This window comes from Pseudoalteromonas sp. MM1, assembly GCF_030296835.1.
Taxonomy (GTDB): Bacteria; Pseudomonadota; Gammaproteobacteria; order Enterobacterales; family Alteromonadaceae; genus Pseudoalteromonas.
On the sequence record NZ_AP027922.1, the window covers coordinates 410,703 to 430,204 of the forward strand.

General features: G+C 42.8%; 15 protein-coding genes. All 15 read left to right on the plus strand.

What is annotated here, in order from left to right; translation table 11 throughout:
• The first annotated feature begins 11 nt into the window (after positions 1–11).
• The 15 genes from QUE46_RS01825 to tldD all read left to right on the plus strand — a co-directional run bounded on the left by QUE46_RS01825 (position 12) and on the right by tldD (position 19,493).
• Entirely contained in the window at positions 12–539 is a 528-nt protein-coding gene (locus QUE46_RS01825) for a prepilin-type N-terminal cleavage/methylation domain-containing protein (protein ID WP_286245977.1), read from the plus strand.
• Positions 540–548: 9 nt separating this feature from the next.
• The gene (locus QUE46_RS01830) at positions 549–1,040 is read left to right on the plus strand and encodes a prepilin-type N-terminal cleavage/methylation domain-containing protein (protein ID WP_286245978.1); all 492 of its coding nucleotides are present in this window, start codon (positions 549–551) and stop codon (positions 1,038–1,040) included.
• The gene (locus QUE46_RS01835; protein ID WP_286245979.1) at positions 1,027–1,569 is read left to right on the plus strand and encodes a type II secretion system protein; all 543 of its coding nucleotides are present in this window, start codon (positions 1,027–1,029) and stop codon (positions 1,567–1,569) included. Before QUE46_RS01830 ends, QUE46_RS01835 begins: the two co-directional genes overlap by 14 nt.
• Positions 1,569–2,408 carry a type II secretion system protein gene (locus QUE46_RS01840; protein ID WP_286245980.1) on the plus strand — a complete coding sequence of 280 codons (840 nt, stop codon included), beginning with the start codon at positions 1,569–1,571 and terminating at the stop codon, positions 2,406–2,408. The genes QUE46_RS01835 and QUE46_RS01840 overlap by 1 nt, the downstream gene beginning before the upstream one ends.
• Positions 2,398–2,883, plus strand: coding sequence for an agglutinin biogenesis protein MshP (locus tag QUE46_RS01845; RefSeq protein WP_286245981.1), 486 nt, complete (start codon positions 2,398–2,400; stop codon positions 2,881–2,883). Before QUE46_RS01840 ends, QUE46_RS01845 begins: the two co-directional genes overlap by 11 nt.
• Entirely contained in the window at positions 2,880–6,623 is a 3,744-nt protein-coding gene (locus QUE46_RS01850) for an H-type lectin domain-containing protein (protein WP_286245982.1), read from the plus strand. The genes QUE46_RS01845 and QUE46_RS01850 overlap by 4 nt, the downstream gene beginning before the upstream one ends.
• Positions 6,624–6,799: 176 nt before the next feature.
• Positions 6,800–8,839 (plus strand): SUMF1/EgtB/PvdO family nonheme iron enzyme, encoded by a 2,040-nt coding sequence (locus tag QUE46_RS01855; RefSeq protein WP_286245983.1) that lies wholly within the window; start codon positions 6,800–6,802, stop codon positions 8,837–8,839.
• Between the two features lie 136 nt (positions 8,840–8,975).
• Positions 8,976–10,019, plus strand: a complete 1,044-nt coding sequence (locus QUE46_RS01860; protein WP_002958401.1) for a rod shape-determining protein — start codon at positions 8,976–8,978, stop codon at positions 10,017–10,019.
• Positions 10,019–10,861 carry a rod shape-determining protein MreC gene (mreC, locus tag QUE46_RS01865; RefSeq protein ID WP_024032490.1) on the plus strand — a complete coding sequence of 281 codons (843 nt, stop codon included), beginning with the start codon at positions 10,019–10,021 and terminating at the stop codon, positions 10,859–10,861. Before QUE46_RS01860 ends, mreC begins: the two co-directional genes overlap by 1 nt.
• Positions 10,854–11,333, plus strand: a complete 480-nt coding sequence (mreD, locus tag QUE46_RS01870; protein WP_004585757.1) for a rod shape-determining protein MreD — start codon at positions 10,854–10,856, stop codon at positions 11,331–11,333. Before mreC ends, mreD begins: the two co-directional genes overlap by 8 nt.
• Positions 11,333–11,902 (plus strand): nucleoside triphosphate pyrophosphatase, encoded by a 570-nt coding sequence (locus QUE46_RS01875; protein ID WP_286245984.1) that lies wholly within the window; start codon positions 11,333–11,335, stop codon positions 11,900–11,902. The genes mreD and QUE46_RS01875 overlap by 1 nt, the downstream gene beginning before the upstream one ends.
• A gap of 1 nt (position 11,903) precedes the next feature.
• Complete coding sequence (rng, locus tag QUE46_RS01880; protein ID WP_286245985.1) at positions 11,904–13,376, plus strand: ribonuclease G; 1,473 nt, start codon at positions 11,904–11,906, stop codon at positions 13,374–13,376.
• Positions 13,376–17,233 carry a YhdP family protein gene (locus QUE46_RS01885; protein WP_286245986.1) on the plus strand — a complete coding sequence of 1,286 codons (3,858 nt, stop codon included), beginning with the start codon at positions 13,376–13,378 and terminating at the stop codon, positions 17,231–17,233. The genes rng and QUE46_RS01885 overlap by 1 nt, the downstream gene beginning before the upstream one ends.
• Positions 17,230–18,057: a carbon-nitrogen hydrolase family protein gene (locus QUE46_RS01890; protein WP_286245987.1), complete on the plus strand. Its 828-nt coding sequence runs from the start codon at positions 17,230–17,232 to the stop codon at positions 18,055–18,057. Before QUE46_RS01885 ends, QUE46_RS01890 begins: the two co-directional genes overlap by 4 nt.
• The gene (gene tldD, locus QUE46_RS01895) at positions 18,054–19,493 is read left to right on the plus strand and encodes a metalloprotease TldD (RefSeq protein WP_286245988.1); all 1,440 of its coding nucleotides are present in this window, start codon (positions 18,054–18,056) and stop codon (positions 19,491–19,493) included. Before QUE46_RS01890 ends, tldD begins: the two co-directional genes overlap by 4 nt.
• Positions 19,494–19,502 lie beyond the last annotated feature (9 nt).

The window sequence follows — 19,502 nt, forward strand, 5'->3', positions numbered from 1 at the left end:
GAGGCTTACTTATGAAAATGCAGTCATTAAAACAACCAATGAATAAGCAAGCAGGTTTTACGCTTGTTGAGCTAATAATCGTAATCGTTATTTTAGGTATTTTAGCGGTGACCGCCGCCCCTCGTTTTTTAAACCTGCAAGGGGATGCTAATGCTTCCACACTTGAAGGCTTGCAAGGTTCAATTCGAAGCGGTATGAACATTGTTAATGGTAAGTCTATTATCGCAAGCGACCATAAAAAAGCGACTGCAACGGTGACTGTTGACACTGGCGATGCAGTGGCTACTGTTTATGGCTACCCTGCGGCGACAGAAGCAGCCTTTGAGGCTTTTTTAGATGTTGAATTTGCATCTGACGACTCTGCTGATTTTAACCTTGTAGAAGTTGCTGCTGATGATAAAGCAATTATTTTCCCTAATAGCTACGTGCAAACTGACGATTGTCGTATTGAATATACACAAGCTGCAGATGCAAACAGCGGCACGCCGCCAGTATCTGTAACGCCTCCTACTGTTACGCTTATCACGAGTGGGTGTTAATTTATATAAATGAATAGCAGTAGTAATCAACGTTTGCGTGGCTTCACCCTTGTTGAACTAATTATTACCTTAGTTATTTTGGGCATATTGTCGGTAACGGCTGTGCCCAAGTTTCTGGGTAGTTCAACAGAGCAAGCATACTCATACAGAGATAGGGTGTTAACTGCCCTGCGCACCGTACAATTACGCGCGATGCAAAATACTGCAATAAGTAGCTGCCATAAACTATATATTTCACCCACTTTGGTTGCGGGGCCAGAGCCAGAAACCTGCACTGGCGGCCCAAGTACCAATAATAGCGAGCATTTAGTCGTCGCCATAAATACAGGGCGTAGCGATGTGCGATTTAATGCCACAGATAGCACTGGTAATGTGTTTACGCAAATTAACTTTGATCCACTTGGGCGAGCAGATCAAAATTGCGCAGTACAATGCAAAATAGACCTTGGCCTAGCAGCGGTGTGCATTAGCGGTGAAGGGCTTATTTATGCCTGCCAATAAAAAACAATTAGGCTTTACTTTAATAGAGCTGATTGTTGGTATTGTAATATTTGCTATTGCGCTAAGTATTATTACTGCACTTATAGCACCACAAGCAAAGCAAAGCGCAGAGCCTATTATCGCACTGAGAGCGTCAGAGCTTGGGCAAGCCTTAATGAACGAAATTTTAGCAAAATCATTTGATGAACATAGCGAACGTTCGCCTCCATTTAGGCGCTGCTCCGAGACAAGCTTAGGTGCTCAGCCTTGTAGTACTAGTTCTGAGCTAGGTGCGGATAGCGGTGAAGCACGGACTAATTTTAACGATGTTGATGATTATATTGCGCTCACCGGGCAGCCTATTAGTGATAGTTTAGGGAATACATTAGCGCAATACAGCGATTTTTCACTGGCTGTGGAGGTGCAATACGATAGCGACCTAAACGAGGCAACCAATAACGATGGCGTAGCCTTTAAACGAATTACCATTGAAGTAACCTCACCCTTGGGGCAAGTGTACGGCTTTAGTGCATATAAAGGTAATTACTAATGAATAGAGCAAAACAAAAACAGGGTTTTACCTTAGTTGAGCTGTTACTTGTTATGGTTATTATTGGCATTTTAGCTGTGGCGTCATTTTCATTCATTAGCGCCGGGTTTAATATTTACAGCCAAGGCGTAAAGCGCCAAGAAGCCGTGGCGCAAAGCCGTTTTATTTTAACACGGTTAAGTAAAGAGCTCCGCCACGCAACACCTAATTCGCTGCGCTTAAGTTGCGATAACGCCAGCAGTGGAGCATGCAGCACACAGCAATGTTTAGAATTTACGCCGTTTTTATCAGCCACTCATTATACTGATTATTTACCCACTAGTGCCCCTTTTGATGTCACAGCCGTGAATTTTGAGCTTAATAACTTAACAGAGCCACAAATTAACAACTGGGCGAGTGTCTATCCATTAAATAGCAGCGATATATACGATGAAAGTCAAAACAAGCGTTTACAAGTCAGTGGCTACAGCGCTGTTACAAGCGAGCTTGATACATGGCAATTTAGCAAAGCATTTGCACAAGAGTCACCGAGTAAGCGTCTTTATTTATTAGATCAGCCCGTTAGTTTTTGTGTAGAAGGAAATTCACTGTATCGCTACAGTAGCTACGGCTTTACTACAAACCAATTAAACGCCGCCAGCTTACAGGTAAGCTCGGGAGTAAAACGCGATTTAATGAGCAATTATATTTCCAACAACTTAACGAGCAGAGCCTTTTTTACATTGAGTGAGATTTCGCTTCAGCGCAGTGCGGTTATCAATGTGTTTGCCCAAATGGGGTTTAACGACACTGAGCAATTAAGTATTAGCCATGAGGTGCATGTACCTAATGTTCCTTAATATAAAAAACATCACTTTAGCTAAAAAACAGCAGGGTAATTTGCTCATAATTACATTGGTGATCATAGTTACTCTGCTGGCACTGGGGCTGGCGCTTTCTAAAGTGTTATCAGGGGCGGCACAGCAAAATACCATTGAGTATTACGGCGCGCGGGCTTACATGGCAGCGCAAAGCGGATTAGAAACCGGGTTAAGCGAAATTTTTGCACTAAATAGCACAGCGCAAACATGCAGTGCAGTGACGCCCAATAGAGTGTTTGATACCACCTATCTAGCCAATTGCGAGGTTGAACTAAGTTGTAGTGAATACATAGCCTTACCCGACAGTAGCAGCCGTTCTGGCACTGTGAATATTTACTATTTACAAAGTGCTGCAACATGCGCTGCCAATGATTGTGCTGCAGGTTCGGCATGTCAAAAAGAGTATTGGCAAACCCAGCGTACCTTAAGTGTGGAGGCTAAAACATTACCATGAGCAAATATATCCTCTGTATTTTATGTTCAATAAGTTTGCTGTTAGGCGCAAATGCCGTGGCTGTACCGCCTAAAATTGAAGGGCGATTTATAGAGCTACAAGACACGTACACCTCGCCCATATGGACAAAAATAAATTTTCAACAGCAATACATAACGCCTCCTGCGGTATTTATGCTGTCAACTAATCAAGGCGGTAACCCTGCTATAGTGAGAATACGCAATGTAACTACAACTGGGTTTGAAGCGCTGCCCCTAGAACCATCAGGAGAAGATGGCGAGCATATAACCATGGGGGCGCACTATTTAGCGGTCGAGTATGGCGTGCATCAGTTTCCTGATGGCACCATTATGGAAGTAGGTAATACCGATTTACGCCTTGAGCTACAATACGGTGATAAGTCGGGATTTGCACCTATCACGCCTAAAGGTTACAAAACACTGACTTTTGATAAGCCATTTACTGTTAGGCCTAACTTTTTCCATTCGTTACAAACACTTAATAGTTTAGATAGTAACCCGCCATCCCAAGCGCTTGTGCCCTTTTTAACTATTGCCGTACAAAGTGGTTCTTTATCAACAAGCGGGGTAAACATAGCATTAGAAGCCTCGGAAACCGCATTAGGTGTTATACAAAACGAAACGGTTGCATATATGGCCGTAGAGCCTGGCAGCAATCGCACCTTTACCGACGACAATGGAGTAGAAGTGTCGTGGGAGACCTTTTTTACAGGGTTTGAAGTTGATGGTTGGAATGATGGATGTAACTACTTTAATTTTAACAATAACTTTAGCGAAGCGCCGCTGGTGGTGGCAAGTAAAAACTCCCGACTTGAAGAAGACGGTGGATGGTTGCGTAGCTGTAATTTAAGAGCGGACCGTTTAGGGTTGGTCGTTGATGAAGACCGCGACGGCGATAGAGAACGTAACCACGTAAAAGAAGAAGCCTCTATATTGGCCATGACCAGTACGTTTGTATTTAATGGCGATATTTTAGATTGCGATACTTTATTTCCCGGCGCCATTTCTACCTACAATGATGGACAAGTGCAGCTTGTTCAAGGTGTGGAAATAACGGATAGCAATGCACAATTTATCACCACCACTAATTTAATATCAACCGCACTTACTAACCCGCCTTTGTGTAATGGCCAAGGCTGTGTAGCAACAGGGTATAACTCCCTTGAGCCAAATCAAGCTGCGCAAGTACCTACGGTCACAAACGACGGAAGCTCTACCGGTGAAGTACCTGTATCGTTAGCTGGCGATTATTTTTATGACGAACTAGCACTGAACTTATTAGAAGATGAGTACAAGGTAACAGCGCCCACCCGTATCTTTTTAAAAGATACCTCATCGTTAATTTCTAGTGCATTTTTGAACATAGGTAAAACGAATATTGTAGTTGAGGAAGGGGCGTATTTAGCTATATACGTCGATGGTGATGTTGCCATTGCGGCCGATGCAAATATTGCTGCGTATATTGTCGCAACAGGGGAGGTAAGAATTGCCCAAAATGTTACTTACCAAGGCTCAATAACCGCTGCAACACAAGTAATAACAGAGGGCAGCTCTACGTTTGATGCGCTAACAGTGCCTCAGAGTATTCCAGGGTTTTGCGGTATTTTTACGCCGGTGCTACTTGATCACTACCGCATCTCAATGAGTGACAATCAAGGCTTAACCTGCCAAGCAAAAGAAATGACGTTAACCGCCTGTGCAAACGATGCATGTGATTTACTGTATGATGAACCCTCAGCACTTGATCTTTCTCCAGATAACAATGGCCAACAAAGCTGGGTGAGCGGCGAAAATATTACCTTTACAGGCTCTACTTCCGTAGCGCTTGCAAAGCGCACCACTGGAACGGTAACACTTGGCTATAATACCGCCGACCCATCAGCACCGCTGCGTTGTTATATAGGTGGCAATAACGTAGGGCTTGGCGGGTGCAAAGTGGTTTTTTCTGATGCAGGGTTTATTTTTAATAACGACACAGCCAATACTGCGAGTATCCCCACTCAGTTATCTGGTAAACCCTCTAGCGAGGGTTTTAATGCCGCCGAGCTATCCATTCAAGCGGTTAAAACAAATACTACAACAGGCGTATGCGAAGCCGCATTCCCTGCCGGTGGTCAAGTCGATCTAGATTTAGCGTATAGCTGCAGTGCTGGCGCTACGTGTTCAGAGCCAATACAACTGAGTAATAATGCGAATATTTATAACGTGCAGCAAGCATACCAAACCTTTTCGCTCACCTTCGATCAAGACTCAAAAGCGCCTATTGTTATTAACTACCCCGATGCCGCTAAATTAAGTTTAAATGCACGGGCAACAATTGTATTAGACCCAATAACTAATTTATCAGTAAGCTTAACCGGTAGCTCTAACGAATATGTCGTTAAGCCCTTTGGACTAGCAATGCAAGTTGCAAGCGACGGCTATGCCCAAACAGCAAACGATAGTTTATTTAGATTAACGGGTGAGTCATTCGATTTAAAAATGAATGCAGTACAGTGGCAAGCAGGGCAAGACAATAACAACGATGGCATACCAGATAACTACAGCGCTATTCATAGCAACCCCATTGCAAAACACTTCATTAGTGAGTCTCCCTTAGTAACACATAGTTTAGTATTACCCAGCTCTGGTAATGAGGGGCAAATTGAAGCGCTAAATACTAATGCGTTTACTGATACAGGAAGCTTGAGTGAATCCATATCGCAGTACGCTTATGACCAAGTGGGTATTATAAACGTATTTGCGGGTTTACAAGATGGCAATTATTTTGGAGTGGGCGATGTAAAAGGGCAGCTAAACAACGTAGGGCGATTTGCTCCATCGCACTATCAAGTGTTGGGTGTTCAAGCTGCTGCGCAATGTACTCAGTTAGGAAGTAATTTAACGTATTTAGATCAGCCCTTTGAGCTTAGCTTTACCGTACAGGCGCTCAATCATAACAACCAGCTAATGGCTAATTACAAGCAAGGTTTTGAAAAAGCTCAAGTACAAATAAATGCCGAAAACAATCAAGCTGGTAATTATGTACCAGCAACAACACTAACCATCAGGTTAGCTAATATAAGCAGCAATAGTTGGAACACGCTTGCCGATGGGCAATGGCAAATGAGTGACAGCACGGCCATGTTAACGCGTTTAGCTACTAATAACCCCGACGGTCCATTTACTATGGTTAACCTTATGGCAACCGTCACTGATATAGAAGGTGCAACATTAATCGATGCAAATGATGAACCGAACACGCAAGCAAACTGCAACAGTACTATGTGCAATAGCGTTCGTCTGAATGATGTGCCAATAGACTTTCGGTTTGGACGCCTAGTGTTAGGTAACAATGCAGGTTCAGATTTAGACCCATTGCGTGTGCCTATGCAGGCTCAGTATTTTGATGGAACAGGCTTTGTATTAAATACCGAAGATAACTGCAGCGTATTTGAGCACCCGCAGTTATCCCAAATATCGCCATCAACGCCAATATTAAGCTATGAATATAGCGCAGGAGGTGCAGGTACATTAGAGGCTGGCAGCTATCCAGCAAACAATGCAATTTATGCTACGCCAAATGGTAGTGGTACATTTACATTAGAATACGAAACCGAAAACTGGTTAAAGTGGGATTGGCTAGGCGATAATTCGCAGCTTAACCCCCACGCTATTTTGCAATTTGGTCGCTTTAGAGGAAATGATCGGGTTATTTACTGGCGTGAGACAAGAGAATAGTTGTAAACTAAGATAATAATTGAACAAAGCTTGTGTTTTGTGCTTCAAGTACATAGCATAAGGCATTGGGTGTATTGATTTTTGATGGTTGAAAAATGTTCAGCTTTCAAAAGTGAGTACACTCTAATAAACAATAATAACGACCAAATAATTGCCGCTTTTTGGGACTGGAATATATGCGAATTGCTCCTTTATCTCTGTTAATTTCCGCTAGTTTGTTAGCTAGTAGTGCATTTGCACAAGACACAGCAACAGTAACCGGAATTGAATCAGAGATCAGTATTAAACAAACAGAATACGATAACTCGACACAAATACTTGAAAAACACTTAAAAGAAGAAAGTCAGTTACAAAACCAACTTGAACTACTTCGTTCTCGCTCTACAGAGCTAGATAAAGAGAAAAACCAAGCACTTGATGCGATGAACGAAATGTATCGCCGCTTAATTGACGATCCTACGCTTGATATTAGCGCTGCTCAATCGCGCTATCAAAAAGCTGTGGTTGATCATAAGCAAAATAAAGACGACATCTCAATGCAGTTGGCGGCAATTGCATCTCATCGTAAAGATATAGAGCAAATTCGTGTTGCAAAACATACGCTTTTAAACACCTTAGAGAGCTTAAAAGAGCAATTAACTACAGCCCGAGTTGAGCGTTTACGTAATGAGTTTACCCGCGAAGGTACACTTGAAGTAAACCACACAATTAACTGTAAGCGTACCGAAACACTTGCAGCCTGTGAGCAACGCGGCCAGCAAATGGGTTTACAAAAAGCAACCAAGCGCTTTGTTGATCAAATATTTGCTAATTTAACAGAAGAGCGAATTGTTGAACCAAAACGCAACATGGCAGGCGCGCAAGTACAAATTTTAAGTAGCCATGTAGTAAACAGCGCATTTAGCGGCCAAGGTAATTACAACGTTAACTTAAGCGTAACCATGCGTGGCGAAGTAAACAGCAGCCGCTTGTGTAATTTATTAAGCGTAGATAACCGCTATTGTTCTGAATATGGCTCACCACTGGCAACAGCATATCAGCCAGGTTACGGCGCAACCTACTCAGATAGTCAGTTAACATTCAGCAACGCCGCGGATAATACCGACACTGTGTCTGTATCGCGAATGAATAAACAGCCAGTGCGCGATTATTCGGTTAAAACTACACCTACAAAAAAAAACTATCCATCAATTATAAATAAAGAACAAAGTCAGCAAGTTGAGCTAACTTTACGTTCAAATGTTTACGATGATGAAGTGTTTATTGATGGGGTGAGCTTTGGTTCTACGCGTTTAGTAACGCGTTTACCGCGCGGTGTGCACAACGTAGAAATACGTAAATTAGGTTATAAGCCTTACAAAGTAAGAGTTGATTTAACTAAAGCACAGACTATTCATGCTAATTTAGTAAAAAAGTCTGAGTCGATTGCTGCACCGGCTTACACTCGCGAGCAACCAAAACCTGTAAGTAATGCAGTAAGCACTAATCGCTCTGCCAATGTACAAAATAATGTTGTAGTTGTGCCCGCTGGTAAATTTAAGATGGGCGATATTAACGGCAACGGTTTAGCAAACGAACGTCCAGTTATTGAAAAAGTGATAGCCAGTTCATTTGCTATGCAAACCAAAGAGGTTACCGTAGGTGCCTACGAAGCGTTTGTAGCAAGCACTGGGTATAAAACACAAGCAGAGCAAAGCAAAGGCTGTGCTTATTATTTAAATGGCGAACCCGTATGGGAAGCTAATTTAAACTGGCGTAACCCAGGTTTTGAGCAAAGTAGTGATTTTCCTGCAGTGTGTTTAACATTTAACGACGCGAAAGCGTACGCCGAATGGCTCTCTGGCGAAACTGGCCAGCAGTACCGTTTACCTAATGAAGTTGAATGGGAATACGCCGCTCGCGCAGGTACAGAAACAGAATACCCTTGGGGTAACGAAATAGGTAAAAATTTAGCTAACTGTGGTTGGTGTGGTAGCGAATGGTCAAACAAACGTGCAGCACCGGTGGGTTCTTTTTCTCCTAACGCATTTGGATTGTACGACACCGTAGGCAATGTGTGGGAATGGACTGCTAAAGAGTCAGGTGAATCTGATGTTGCAGTAAGAGGCGGTGCGTGGAACTTTGCACCTAGCCTTGCACGTGCTTCAACACGATTAATTTTAGCGCCAGATTTTAGATCTAACTACATTGGCTTTCGCTTAGTCCGCGAACGATAGCATTTAACCAAGGAAGCCTAGCTTCCTTTTTTCACAAATTAACAAAGGTAGTTGCGCTTTATATTGCTCATCTAATTAGGCATGTTAAAGTGAGTGCAGCTAACATAAGAACGTATTTCAAAGGTCATCCAGCCTCATGTTTAAAAAACTCCGTGGTATTTTTTCAAACGATCTATCGATCGACTTGGGTACAGCCAATACCCTTATCTATGTAAAAGAAGAAGGGATTGTACTTAACGAACCTTCAGTAGTCGCTATTCGTCAAGAACGCGCTGGTGGACCTAAAAGTGTTGCTTCTGTGGGTACAGAAGCAAAACAAATGCTAGGGCGTACACCAGGTAATATTAAAGCGATTCGCCCAATGAAAGACGGCGTAATAGCCGACTTTTATGTAACCGAAAAAATGTTACAGCACTTTATAAAACAAGTGCACAACAATAACTTTATGCGCCCAAGCCCGCGTGTACTTATTTGTGTACCGTGTGGTGCAACCCAAGTAGAAAAGCGTGCAATCCGCGAATCAGCAATGGGTGCCGGCGCGCGCGAAGTGTACCTAATTGAAGAGCCAATGGCCGCGGCAATTGGTGCTGGGCTACCAGTATCAGAAGCAACCGGTTCTATGGTTGTTGATATTGGTGGTGGTACTACTGAAGTGGCTATTATTTCACTAAACGGTGTTGTTTACTCATCGTCTGTGCGCATTGGTGGCGATAAATTTGATGAAGCCATTATAAATTATGTGCGCCGTAACTTTGGTAGCTTAATAGGTGAAGCAACGGCCGAAAATATTAAGCATCAAATTGGCTCTGCATTTAAAACAGATGAGCCAATTGAGATTGAAGTACGCGGTCGAAATTTAGCCGAAGGTGTACCTCGCTCGTTTACGCTTAACTCGCATGAAATCTTAGAAGCACTCCAAGAGCCGCTAATGGGCATTGTAAGTGCTGTAATGGTTGCGCTTGAGCAGTCACCACCTGAGCTTGCATCAGACATTTCAGCTCACGGTATGGTATTGACTGGCGGTGGTGCACTATTAAAAGATTTAGATCGTTTATTAATGGAAGAAACAGGCATTCCTGTGGTTGTTGCCGACGATCCACTTACGTGTGTAGCACGTGGCGGCGGTAAAGCACTTGAAATGATTGATGTTCATGGTGGTGACGTTTTTAGTTACGATTAATGAAATTACTGTTTGGACAAACCATCTCTTTGCAACTGCGACTTTTTGTCGCAGTGCTTTTGAGCATAGTGCTCATTGCGGGCGATAAGTTTACACAAGGCGGCACGGTTGTGCGTACAAGCCTTAACACACTTGTCAGCCCATTAATTTACGTTGCCAATCTACCTTACGAAATTTTTAGCTTAGGTGCTAAAAGCCTACACACTCGCGATCAGCTACTGAGCGAAAACGAAGCACTGAAAAAAAAGCAAATGCTACAAAGCGAGCAATTGCAGCAATATCAATTTTTAGCCCGCGAAAACCAAAAGCTACGCGCTTTACTTGGCTCATCGGCTAAGCAATCTAATCGTAAAAAAATAGCTCAGGTGCTTTCTGTACATTCAAACCCTTATAGTCATCAAGTGGTTATTAACCGTGGTACCACCGATGGCCTAAGCGAAGGCCAAGCCGTAATTGATGAAATGGGGGTTGTTGGACAGTTAACAAAAGTGGGCTCTACCACATCGCGCGTATTACTTATGACCGACACAACCCATGCCACGCCGGTACGTATACTACGAAACGACGTGCGCACCGTCGTTGAAGGCATAGGTAAAATTAATGTTGTTAAGCTTTCGCATGTACCTCATAGCCTTGATGTTCGCATTGGTGATGTACTTGTGACCTCGGGGCTTGGCGGTACGTTTCCTGAAGGTTATCCGGTGGCCGTTGTCACCGAAATAAACCGCGATGAAGGACGCCCATTTGCCCAAGTATTTGCAGAGCCTATTGCACAGCTAGACCGTATTCGTTTGTTGGTTATTTTATGGCGCAATCAACAGGAGCAAATCAGCGATGATTAATCGTTATTCATTGTTAATTGCCCTAAGCATCTTTTTTGCTTTAATTATGGCATTAATGCCACTGCCGTTTTCCTTTGAGCCCTTCAGACCTGATTGGGTGTTACTGGTATTAATGTACTGGTCTTTGGCAGTGCCACATAGATTAAATATTGGTACTGCGTGGGTTGTTGGCCTACTCATGGACTTAGCCTTAGGCTCGCCACTAGGAGTAAACTCACTCACGTATTCTATTTGTATATTTGTAACTGCAAGTAACTTTCAAAAAATACGAAACTTTTCGCTTTGGCAGCAAAGCTTATTAGTAGGCTTATTTTTAACCTTGTATCATTTAATGCAATTTTGGTTAAATCACTTTCTATTAGGTGTTTATTTTAATCCACAATACCTGTGGCCAGTGGCGACCGGTATGGTTAGCTGGTTTTGGGTATTTTTACTTCTTCGTAAATACCGTAGACATTTTAGGATCAGGTAATGACAACCGCAGTATATTTGGCATCAGCTTCTCCGCGACGTAAAGAGTTGTTGAGTCAGCTAGGCATTGAGTTTGAACAATTTAATGTAGATGCAGACGAAACCCCACTTGCAAACGAGCAGCCTCATGCGTTGGTTGAGCGCTTAGCCCGCTTAAAAGCGCAAACAGGTGTAGCGCTTGGTTACACAGACCGCCCTGTGCTTGGTAGCGACACTGTGGTTGTTATTGATAACGAATCACTGGGTAAGCCACGCGATAAAAACGATTTCATTACAACACTTAAACGTTTATCGGGTAATACACATCAAGTGCTTACTGCTGTTGCTTTTGCTACACAAACAGACGTACTAAGCTGTGTAGTGAGTACCGATGTGACCTTTAAAACCCTTAGCGATGAAGAAATAGCAGCCTATTGGGAATCTGGTGAGCCACAAGATAAAGCCGGTGGTTATGGCATTCAAGGCTTAGGTGGTCGCTTTGTTACACACATTGCAGGTAGCTATTTTGCTGTTGTAGGCTTACCTTTATACGAGACCGACCAATTATTACAAGCATTCTTAAGAAGGTAACATGAGTACAGAATTACTAATAAATGTCACGCCAAGTGAAAGCCGTGTTGCCCTAATCGAAAACGGTGTATTACAAGAAATTCAACTAGAGCGAATTGGTAACTTAGGTATTGTCGGTAATATTTACTTAGGAAAGATAAGCCGTGTACTACCAGGCATGCAAGCTGCTTTTGTTGATATAGGCCTAGAAAAAGCCGCTTTTTTACATGCCTCAGACATAGTCAATAGCGCCTCAATAGTTGAGGGTGTAGACGACGAGCCAATCAAAAAAGTACAAGATATACGTGAACTAGTACGCCAAGGCCAATACATTATGGTGCAAGTGGTTAAAGATCCGCTGGGCACTAAAGGTGCCAGGCTTACCACCGATATCACTATTCCTTCGCGCTATTTAGTGTTTATGCCAGATGCTACTCATGTAGGTGTTAGTCAGCGTATAGAAACCGAAGAAGAGCGTGCGCGGCTTAAAAAAATAGTGGCGGAATACGGCGACGAAAACGGTAGTTTTATTGTCCGTACAGCGGCAGAAGGTGCCAGTGAAGCGGAGCTAAGACACGATGCTGAATTTTTACGAAAGCTATGGCAAAAAATTGTATCACGTCGTAAAAAAACCAATAAAGCCAGTATATTACATGAAGATTTAACGCTTGCATTTAGAACTCTGCGTGACTACGTAGGTGAAGATATGGAGCGTATTAGGGTTGACTCTAAGCTAACCTATCAAGAACTAAAACTGTTTACTGAAGAGTTTGTACCTTTGCTTTCGCAAGCACTTGAGTACTATCCTGGCGAGCGTCCTATTTTTGATTTATTTGACGTTGAAACCGAAATTCAAAAAGCGCTACATCGTAAAGTCACACTTAAGTCAGGCGGTTATTTGATCATAGATCAAACCGAAGCGATGACCACAGTTGATGTGAATACCGGCGCGTTTGTAGGGCATCGTAATTTAGAAGAAACCATTTTTAATACCAATGTGGAAGCCACATCAGCCATTGCTAGGCAGCTACGTCTGCGTAACTTAGGTGGTATTATTATTATCGATTTTATCGATATGATCAGCGAAGATCATAAACGCAGAGTATTACATTCATTAGAATCGGCGTTATCTAAAGACCGTGCAAAAGCCAACATAAACGGCTTAAGCGCATTAGGCTTAGTAGAAATGACCCGAAAGCGCACCCGCGAAAGCCTAGAGCATATTTTATGTGATGTGTGTCCTGCTTGCTCTGGGCGTGGCTCACAAAAAACAGTTGAAACCGTATGCTACGAAATACTGCGCGAAATAGTGCGTGTTAACCGTGCTTACGATGCTGATAAATTTATGGTTTATGCAGCGCCTGCGGTAAGTGAAGCCTTACTCAACGATGAGTACCATAACCTAGCCGAACTTGAACTATTCATTGGTAAACAGGTCAATATCCAAACAGAGAGCCTATATAGCCAAGAGCAGTTTGATGTGGTAATGATGTAATGAAAACGAAAGCGGTCTGTTTTTTTTGTTTTAGAAAGTTATGGCAAACCTGCGCCATAATTTTAGTATTACTGGCCGTAATTGTTTCTATTTTAAAGTACACCTTACCTTATGCAAACGACTACAAAGGCGATATAGAAACCTACCTGCACGATAAATTTGCCATTAGTCTTTCTATTGGCGCAATCTCTGCCAGTTGGCATGGTGCCGGCCCTGCCTTAGTATTAGAAGATCTGTCCTTTAAGGATAACGAAACTGCGCCCATATCGCTCACTATTGCCAAAACAAGCCTAGAACTTAACCTATGGGAGAGCATTAAAGCCTTTCAGTTAAAGTCTAATTACTTTGTTATTAATGGTTTTCATACCAGTGTAAATATTCAAAATTTATTTAATAACACCAATAACGATGATGTCTCGTTTGAACAAAAAGAGTTAATTGAAGAGCTGTTTTTAGGAGATACAGGCCACTTTGCTATTGAAAATTCGAGTATTAATTTTATTTTAGAAGATGGTAAAGAGCGTAAGCTATTACTCGAAAACATAGTATGGCAAAACCAAGATGAACAACACTTAGGAAGCGGCAGCCTCGCTTTGCCAGGTATTAGTGTGGGTAGCTTTGACGCACGTATCGCGCTTAGTGGCAAAACCATAGAGCAAATTGCGGGTGATATTTACGTACAAGCAAATAGCGTAGATGTGTCTAATTGGTTAGCACAATATATTAATACTGAAAAACAACAGCTTTACACAGATATAAATTTAAAGTCTTGGCTTAAGCTCGAAAATGGTTTTATCAGCGATGTAAAAATGCAGTGGTTACCTAGCTTTGTGCACTGGCAACACAACCAGCAAGCCAAGCAAGTAAGCTTAAGCGAAGGGGGATTTCATTTATTTCCTGAGGCAAACGCTTGGCACCTAAAAAGCACAGGCCTAACATTTAGTAATAACGACACAACCTGGCCCAGCCTAGAATTTGAAGCAAACTTAGGCAAACATAATAAAGTGTGGCTGCAGCAGGTTGATCTATCTTTACTGGGTAACTTGGCGTCGTTAACTAATTTTGAAGCATTACAGCCACTTTTAAACCGCAAACCAAGTGGTTTTATTGATCAAGCCTACCTAGAACTTAATCCAGATGAGCAATGGCAGTTATGGTTTTCTGCTAATAATATTGGCTGGCAAGAAGTGTCAGGCATTCCTGCAGCGCAAGCGCTACGGGTCTCGGGGCTAATAAATCAGCAGCGCGGGCGAGTGCAGCTATTTGGTGAAAACGGCACTTTAATAACCGGCGACAGCTTCAGTAAAAATATTGATTACAACCAAATTAATATCGATCTGGATTTAGCAAAAACAGATAATTACTGGAATGTAAGCAGTAATAATATTTGGTTTGATAATAACGAAGTTACCTTAGCGGCTGAACTAAATGTAAGCCTTAGCGACGATCCTCGCTTAGATCTATACGCAGAAGCTTATGCCGAGGATGCCACAGTAGCTGGGCACTACTTTCCTTTAAAGGCAATGAGCCCTCAACTTGTAAGCTACTTAAACGGCGCAATACAGGGTGGGGAAGTGGCTAAAGCGCAAGTATTATTTGCAGGCCCACTTTCAGGTTTTCCTTTCACAGATGGCAGCGGCCAATTTGATGTACTCGCGCAAATAGATAATGCAACATACGCGTTTGACCCCAATTGGCCGGCTGTAACTAACGCTAATGTACAGCTACATTTTGCTAACGAGCGAATGGATATTTATAGTCAGCAAGGCCAGCTAGTTAATTTAGAAGTAGGTGATAGCGTGCAAGTCAGTATTGCCGATTTAATGCATGCTGATGAACTCATTGTACAAATAGACAAACGCGCACAAATGGAAAAACTGCATGACTTTTTTGCCGCCACGCCGATTGCAAACCCCCTCGCTAATATTTTTGAAGTGGTGCAGGGTAAAGGCCAAGCAGATGCAAGTGTCACACTTTTAATTGGCTCTAAATTTAAAGGTGGAGCCAGTGTAAGCGGCAAAGTAAAACTAAACGATTTACCTGTTTATATTGCGGCTCCAGGTATTACGCTTGAAAAACTAAGCGGCGAGCTCAGTTTTGAAAACGATACAATTAGCATGCAAAACGCCAGTGCTACTTGGTTGGGAATGCCGCTTAGTATTGACTACCGTAGTCAAAGCGATGCACAGCAGTACACAGCTAATATTGATATAACAGCGCTTTTAAATGCAGATACATTAACAACCCAAGCGCAAGGCGTGCTGAAAGGCTACCTGAGTGGGCAAAGTGAAGTTGATATAGGCCTTTCCCTTAACTTTACCGAGCAAGGCTTTAATTATCGCGCTCAGGTTAGCTCAGAACTACGTGGCTTAACCAGCACATTACCTGCGCCTTATGGCAAAACAAGTGAACAGGTTTGGCCGTTAACGGGCATTGTACAAGGCGATGATATTTCAAACCTTATTACAGCTAATGCTAATCAGCAGCTTTATTTTAATGCGATTTTAGAAAACGGCCAGCCGCAATTTAGCAATATACATATTGTACTTGGCGAACAAGATTTAGGGCTAAACCAAAAAGATTTAAGCGTTAATATCAACCTTGAACAAACACAACTCGAAGCATGGTTTGAATTAATCGACCAAATTATTAAAGCCGCTAAAGCTAAACCTGAGCAGCAATCGCCCGGTATTATGCCGCCATTAAATGAAGTGGTTGCGCATATTGACAAGGTTAATGCCAGCGACATTATTTTTAACGATTTTGAAATGCGCTTAGCGCCCCAGCAAAACGATTTATATTTAAAGCTTAATGCCAAAGAACTGCGTGCAGGGGTGTTTATTCCCAGCTCTCAGCCAAGCCAGCCGATACGTATAAATAGCGATTACTTAAGACTTAACTTTGCACCTAAAGCACAAGAGGAACTTGAGGTCACCGATGTACTGCCAGAGCAAAACCTAGCGTGGCTTAACACAGTACCTGCCATTGAGTTTGAGTGTGCAGATTGTAAAGTGGCCAGTTATCAGCTTGATAAAGTGAGTGCGTCGTTGGTCGGTGAGGGCGATAAGCTCACTATTTCTGAGCTTGTAGTTGATAAGGGCGACCATATTTTACGTACCAAAGGGCAATGGCAAGGTGGCTTTACGCAATTTAATGGTGAGCTTAAAAGTGACGATATAGGCGCGCTATTTGATGAATTTGATATCACCACCGCAATAAAAGATTCAAAAGCCGATATTAACTACAACCTGGCTTGGCAAGGCGCCCCGTATGACTTTGATATACCGAGTTTAGGCGGTGAAGTTAAGTGGGATTTAGGTGAAGGCCACATTGCTGAAATAAGTGATGGTGGGGCACGTGTATTTTCGTTACTTAGCCTTGACTCGTTAGTGCGTAAATTAAAACTCGATTTTAGAGATGTATTTTCAAAAGGTTTTTTTTATAACAGCTTAAAAGGCTCTATGCAGCTGGATAAAGGTATAGCCTACACGAAAAATACCAAAATGGATGGCGTGCCAGCCGATTTAACGATTAACGGCTATGCTAATTTAAACACCCTTGAAATAGATTACGATTTAGCTGTGGCACCACAAGTAACATCTAGTATTCCAGTTATTGTGGCTTGGATGGTTAATCCTGTTACGGGGCTTGCTGCACTCGCGCTTGATAAAGTTATTCACTCAGCAAGGGTGATCTCTGAAATTAACTTTAAAGTAACTGGAAAAATGAATGACCCTGTTGTGCAAGAGCTTGACCGTAAAAGTAAAGAAGTGACCTTACCGCAAGCTGCGCAAAATCAGCCGCAAGCAGCTAGTACACTCACACTTAAAGATGCCGCGGTAACTGCAACACAATGAGTACGCTAAATGCCAATATTATTGCTTTGCAAATGTGCTCAGGTACCAACCCCGACGAAAACATGGCAACCCTTGCCAATGCGTTAAATAAATTACCCGCAGCCAGGCCACTGCTTGTGTGTCTACCCGAGGCGTTTTTAGTATTTAGTAAAAGTGGCCATGATACGCTAAAGGTTGCTAAACGTATTACACACTACAGGCAGCAATTAAGTGCCTTGTGTAAAAAGCATAATATTTGGTTAAATGCGGGCACTATCCCCGAGCCACACAAAAATAATAAATACTTTGCGGCCTCGCACTTATTTAATAATCAAGGTGAATGCGTAGCCACGTATAATAAAATGCATTTATTTGATGTTGATGTGGCGGATAAAACCGCCAGCTATCGAGAATCAGACTTTACTCAAGCAGGCGAAGATGTAGTGGTGGTTGCTACACCGTTTGGTAAAATTGGCTTAACAGTATGTTATGATTTGCGCTTTAGTGGATTATTTAGTGCACTTGCGCGCCAAGGGGCTGAAATAATTTTAGTGCCCAGTGCTTTTACAGTCCCTACCGGGCAAGCACATTGGCAACCCTTATTAAGAGCACGTGCAATAGAAACGCAATGTTACGTTATTGCAGCGGCTCAGTATGGAACGCATCAAAATGGCCGCCAAACATACGGCCACAGTATTATTATTTCACCGTGGGGCGAGCAAATAGCAACGCTTGAAAGTGGGGTAGGGTTTATAAGCGGTTACGCCGAGCTAAACCAGTTAAATAAAATTAGAAGAGATATGCCCGTGCAATCTCATCAACGATTTAGAGAGCATTTATTATGAATTCGGTTGAACAGCATTTATTACACGACAGCCAGCTAAATCGAGAAGAACTCGAAAAAACGCTTGGGTATATTCATCAGCACAAAGTGGATTATGCCGATTTATACTTTCAATCAAGCCATCATGAGTCATGGATGCTTGAAGATGGCTTAGTAAAAGAAGGCTCTTATAATGTTGAGCGCGGAGTCGGTGTACGTGCAGTGAGTGGTGAAAAAACAGGTTTTTCTTACTCTGATGCCATTAACCTTGAAGCGTTAAACAAAGCCGCAACGGCCGCTCGTAGCATTGCCGATGCAGGCGAAGATAAAACCATTAAAGTATTTAGCGATGTGAAAGCAAAAGAGCAATTTGCCCCGCATCAGCCAATATCAAGCATGAGTGACAGCGATAAAGTGAGTTTATTACGTGAGCTTGAAAACTACATTCGTGAACTCGCACCTGATGCGCAGCAAGTGATTAGTTCAATGTCGGCGGTATACGAAGAAGTATTAATTGCTGCCAGCGATGGCACGTTTGCTACCGATATACGCCCACTTATTCGTTTAAACTGCTCCGTTTTACTTGAAAAAAATGGCCGCCGTGAACGCGGTGGCGCAGGGGGCGGTGCACGTTTAGATTATGGTTATTTTAAAGAGCTAGTTGAAGGCAAGCCGCGCTGGATGGGCTTTGCCGAAGAAGCAGTACGCCAAGCTAAAGTAAACCTAGAGGCAATTGATGCGCCGGCTGGCACAATGGAAGTTGTACTTGGTAATGGCTGGCCAGGTGTGTTGTTACACGAAGCGGTAGGGCATGGCCTTGAGGGCGACTTTAACCGTAAAGGAGCGTCGGCATTTAGTGGTAAAGTAGGGCAAAAAGTAGCATCTGAGCTGTGTACTGTAGTTGATGATGGCACCCTGGCTGATCGCCGTGGCTCACTGAACGTTGACGATGAAGGCACACCTGCAGCTTATAACGTACTTATCGAAAACGGTATATTAAAAGGCTACATGCAAGATAAGCTCAATGCGCGTTTAATGGGCGTAAACCCAACCGGTAATGCACGTCGTGAGTCGTATGCGCATTTACCTATGCCACGTATGACTAACACCTATATGTTAGGTGGCGAGCACAGCCAAGCCGATATTATCAGCTCAGTTAAAAAAGGGATATTTGCACCAAACTTTGGCGGCGGCCAAGTCGATATTACTTCAGGTAAGTTTGTATTTAGCGCATCAGAGGCGTATTTAATTGAAAACGGTAAAATTACCCAGCCAATTAAAGGCGCAACGTTAATTGGCAACGGCCCAGAGGTTATGCAGCACATTTCTATGGTAGGTAACGACCTTGCGCTTGATAAAGGCGTAGGTGTTTGTGGTAAAGATGGGCAAAGCGTGCCGGTAGGCGTAGGGCAACCTAGCCTTAAAATAGACCAACTTACAGTAGGTGGCACCGCTTAATAAATAACC

What these genes read in the sequence shown, in the direction of transcription:
- QUE46_RS01825 (WP_286245977.1), top strand. Translation starts at nt 12, where the DNA reads ATGAAAATGCAGTCATTAAAACAACCAATGAATAAGCAAGCAGGTTTT.
- QUE46_RS01830 (WP_286245978.1), top strand. Translation starts at nt 549, where the DNA reads ATGAATAGCAGTAGTAATCAACGTTTGCGTGGCTTCACCCTTGTTGAA.
- QUE46_RS01835 (WP_286245979.1), top strand. Translation starts at nt 1,027, where the DNA reads ATGCCTGCCAATAAAAAACAATTAGGCTTTACTTTAATAGAGCTGATT.
- QUE46_RS01840 (WP_286245980.1), top strand. Translation starts at nt 1,569, where the DNA reads ATGAATAGAGCAAAACAAAAACAGGGTTTTACCTTAGTTGAGCTGTTA.
- QUE46_RS01845 (WP_286245981.1), top strand. Translation starts at nt 2,398, where the DNA reads ATGTTCCTTAATATAAAAAACATCACTTTAGCTAAAAAACAGCAGGGT.
- QUE46_RS01850 (WP_286245982.1), top strand. Translation starts at nt 2,880, where the DNA reads ATGAGCAAATATATCCTCTGTATTTTATGTTCAATAAGTTTGCTGTTA.
- QUE46_RS01855 (WP_286245983.1), top strand. Translation starts at nt 6,800, where the DNA reads ATGCGAATTGCTCCTTTATCTCTGTTAATTTCCGCTAGTTTGTTAGCT.
- QUE46_RS01860 (WP_002958401.1), top strand. Translation starts at nt 8,976, where the DNA reads ATGTTTAAAAAACTCCGTGGTATTTTTTCAAACGATCTATCGATCGAC.
- mreC (WP_024032490.1), top strand. Translation starts at nt 10,019, where the DNA reads ATGAAATTACTGTTTGGACAAACCATCTCTTTGCAACTGCGACTTTTT.
- mreD (WP_004585757.1), top strand. Translation starts at nt 10,854, where the DNA reads ATGATTAATCGTTATTCATTGTTAATTGCCCTAAGCATCTTTTTTGCT.
- QUE46_RS01875 (WP_286245984.1), top strand. Translation starts at nt 11,333, where the DNA reads ATGACAACCGCAGTATATTTGGCATCAGCTTCTCCGCGACGTAAAGAG.
- rng (WP_286245985.1), top strand. Translation starts at nt 11,904, where the DNA reads ATGAGTACAGAATTACTAATAAATGTCACGCCAAGTGAAAGCCGTGTT.
- QUE46_RS01885 (WP_286245986.1), top strand. Translation starts at nt 13,376, where the DNA reads ATGAAAACGAAAGCGGTCTGTTTTTTTTGTTTTAGAAAGTTATGGCAA.
- QUE46_RS01890 (WP_286245987.1), top strand. Translation starts at nt 17,230, where the DNA reads ATGAGTACGCTAAATGCCAATATTATTGCTTTGCAAATGTGCTCAGGT.
- tldD (WP_286245988.1), top strand. Translation starts at nt 18,054, where the DNA reads ATGAATTCGGTTGAACAGCATTTATTACACGACAGCCAGCTAAATCGA.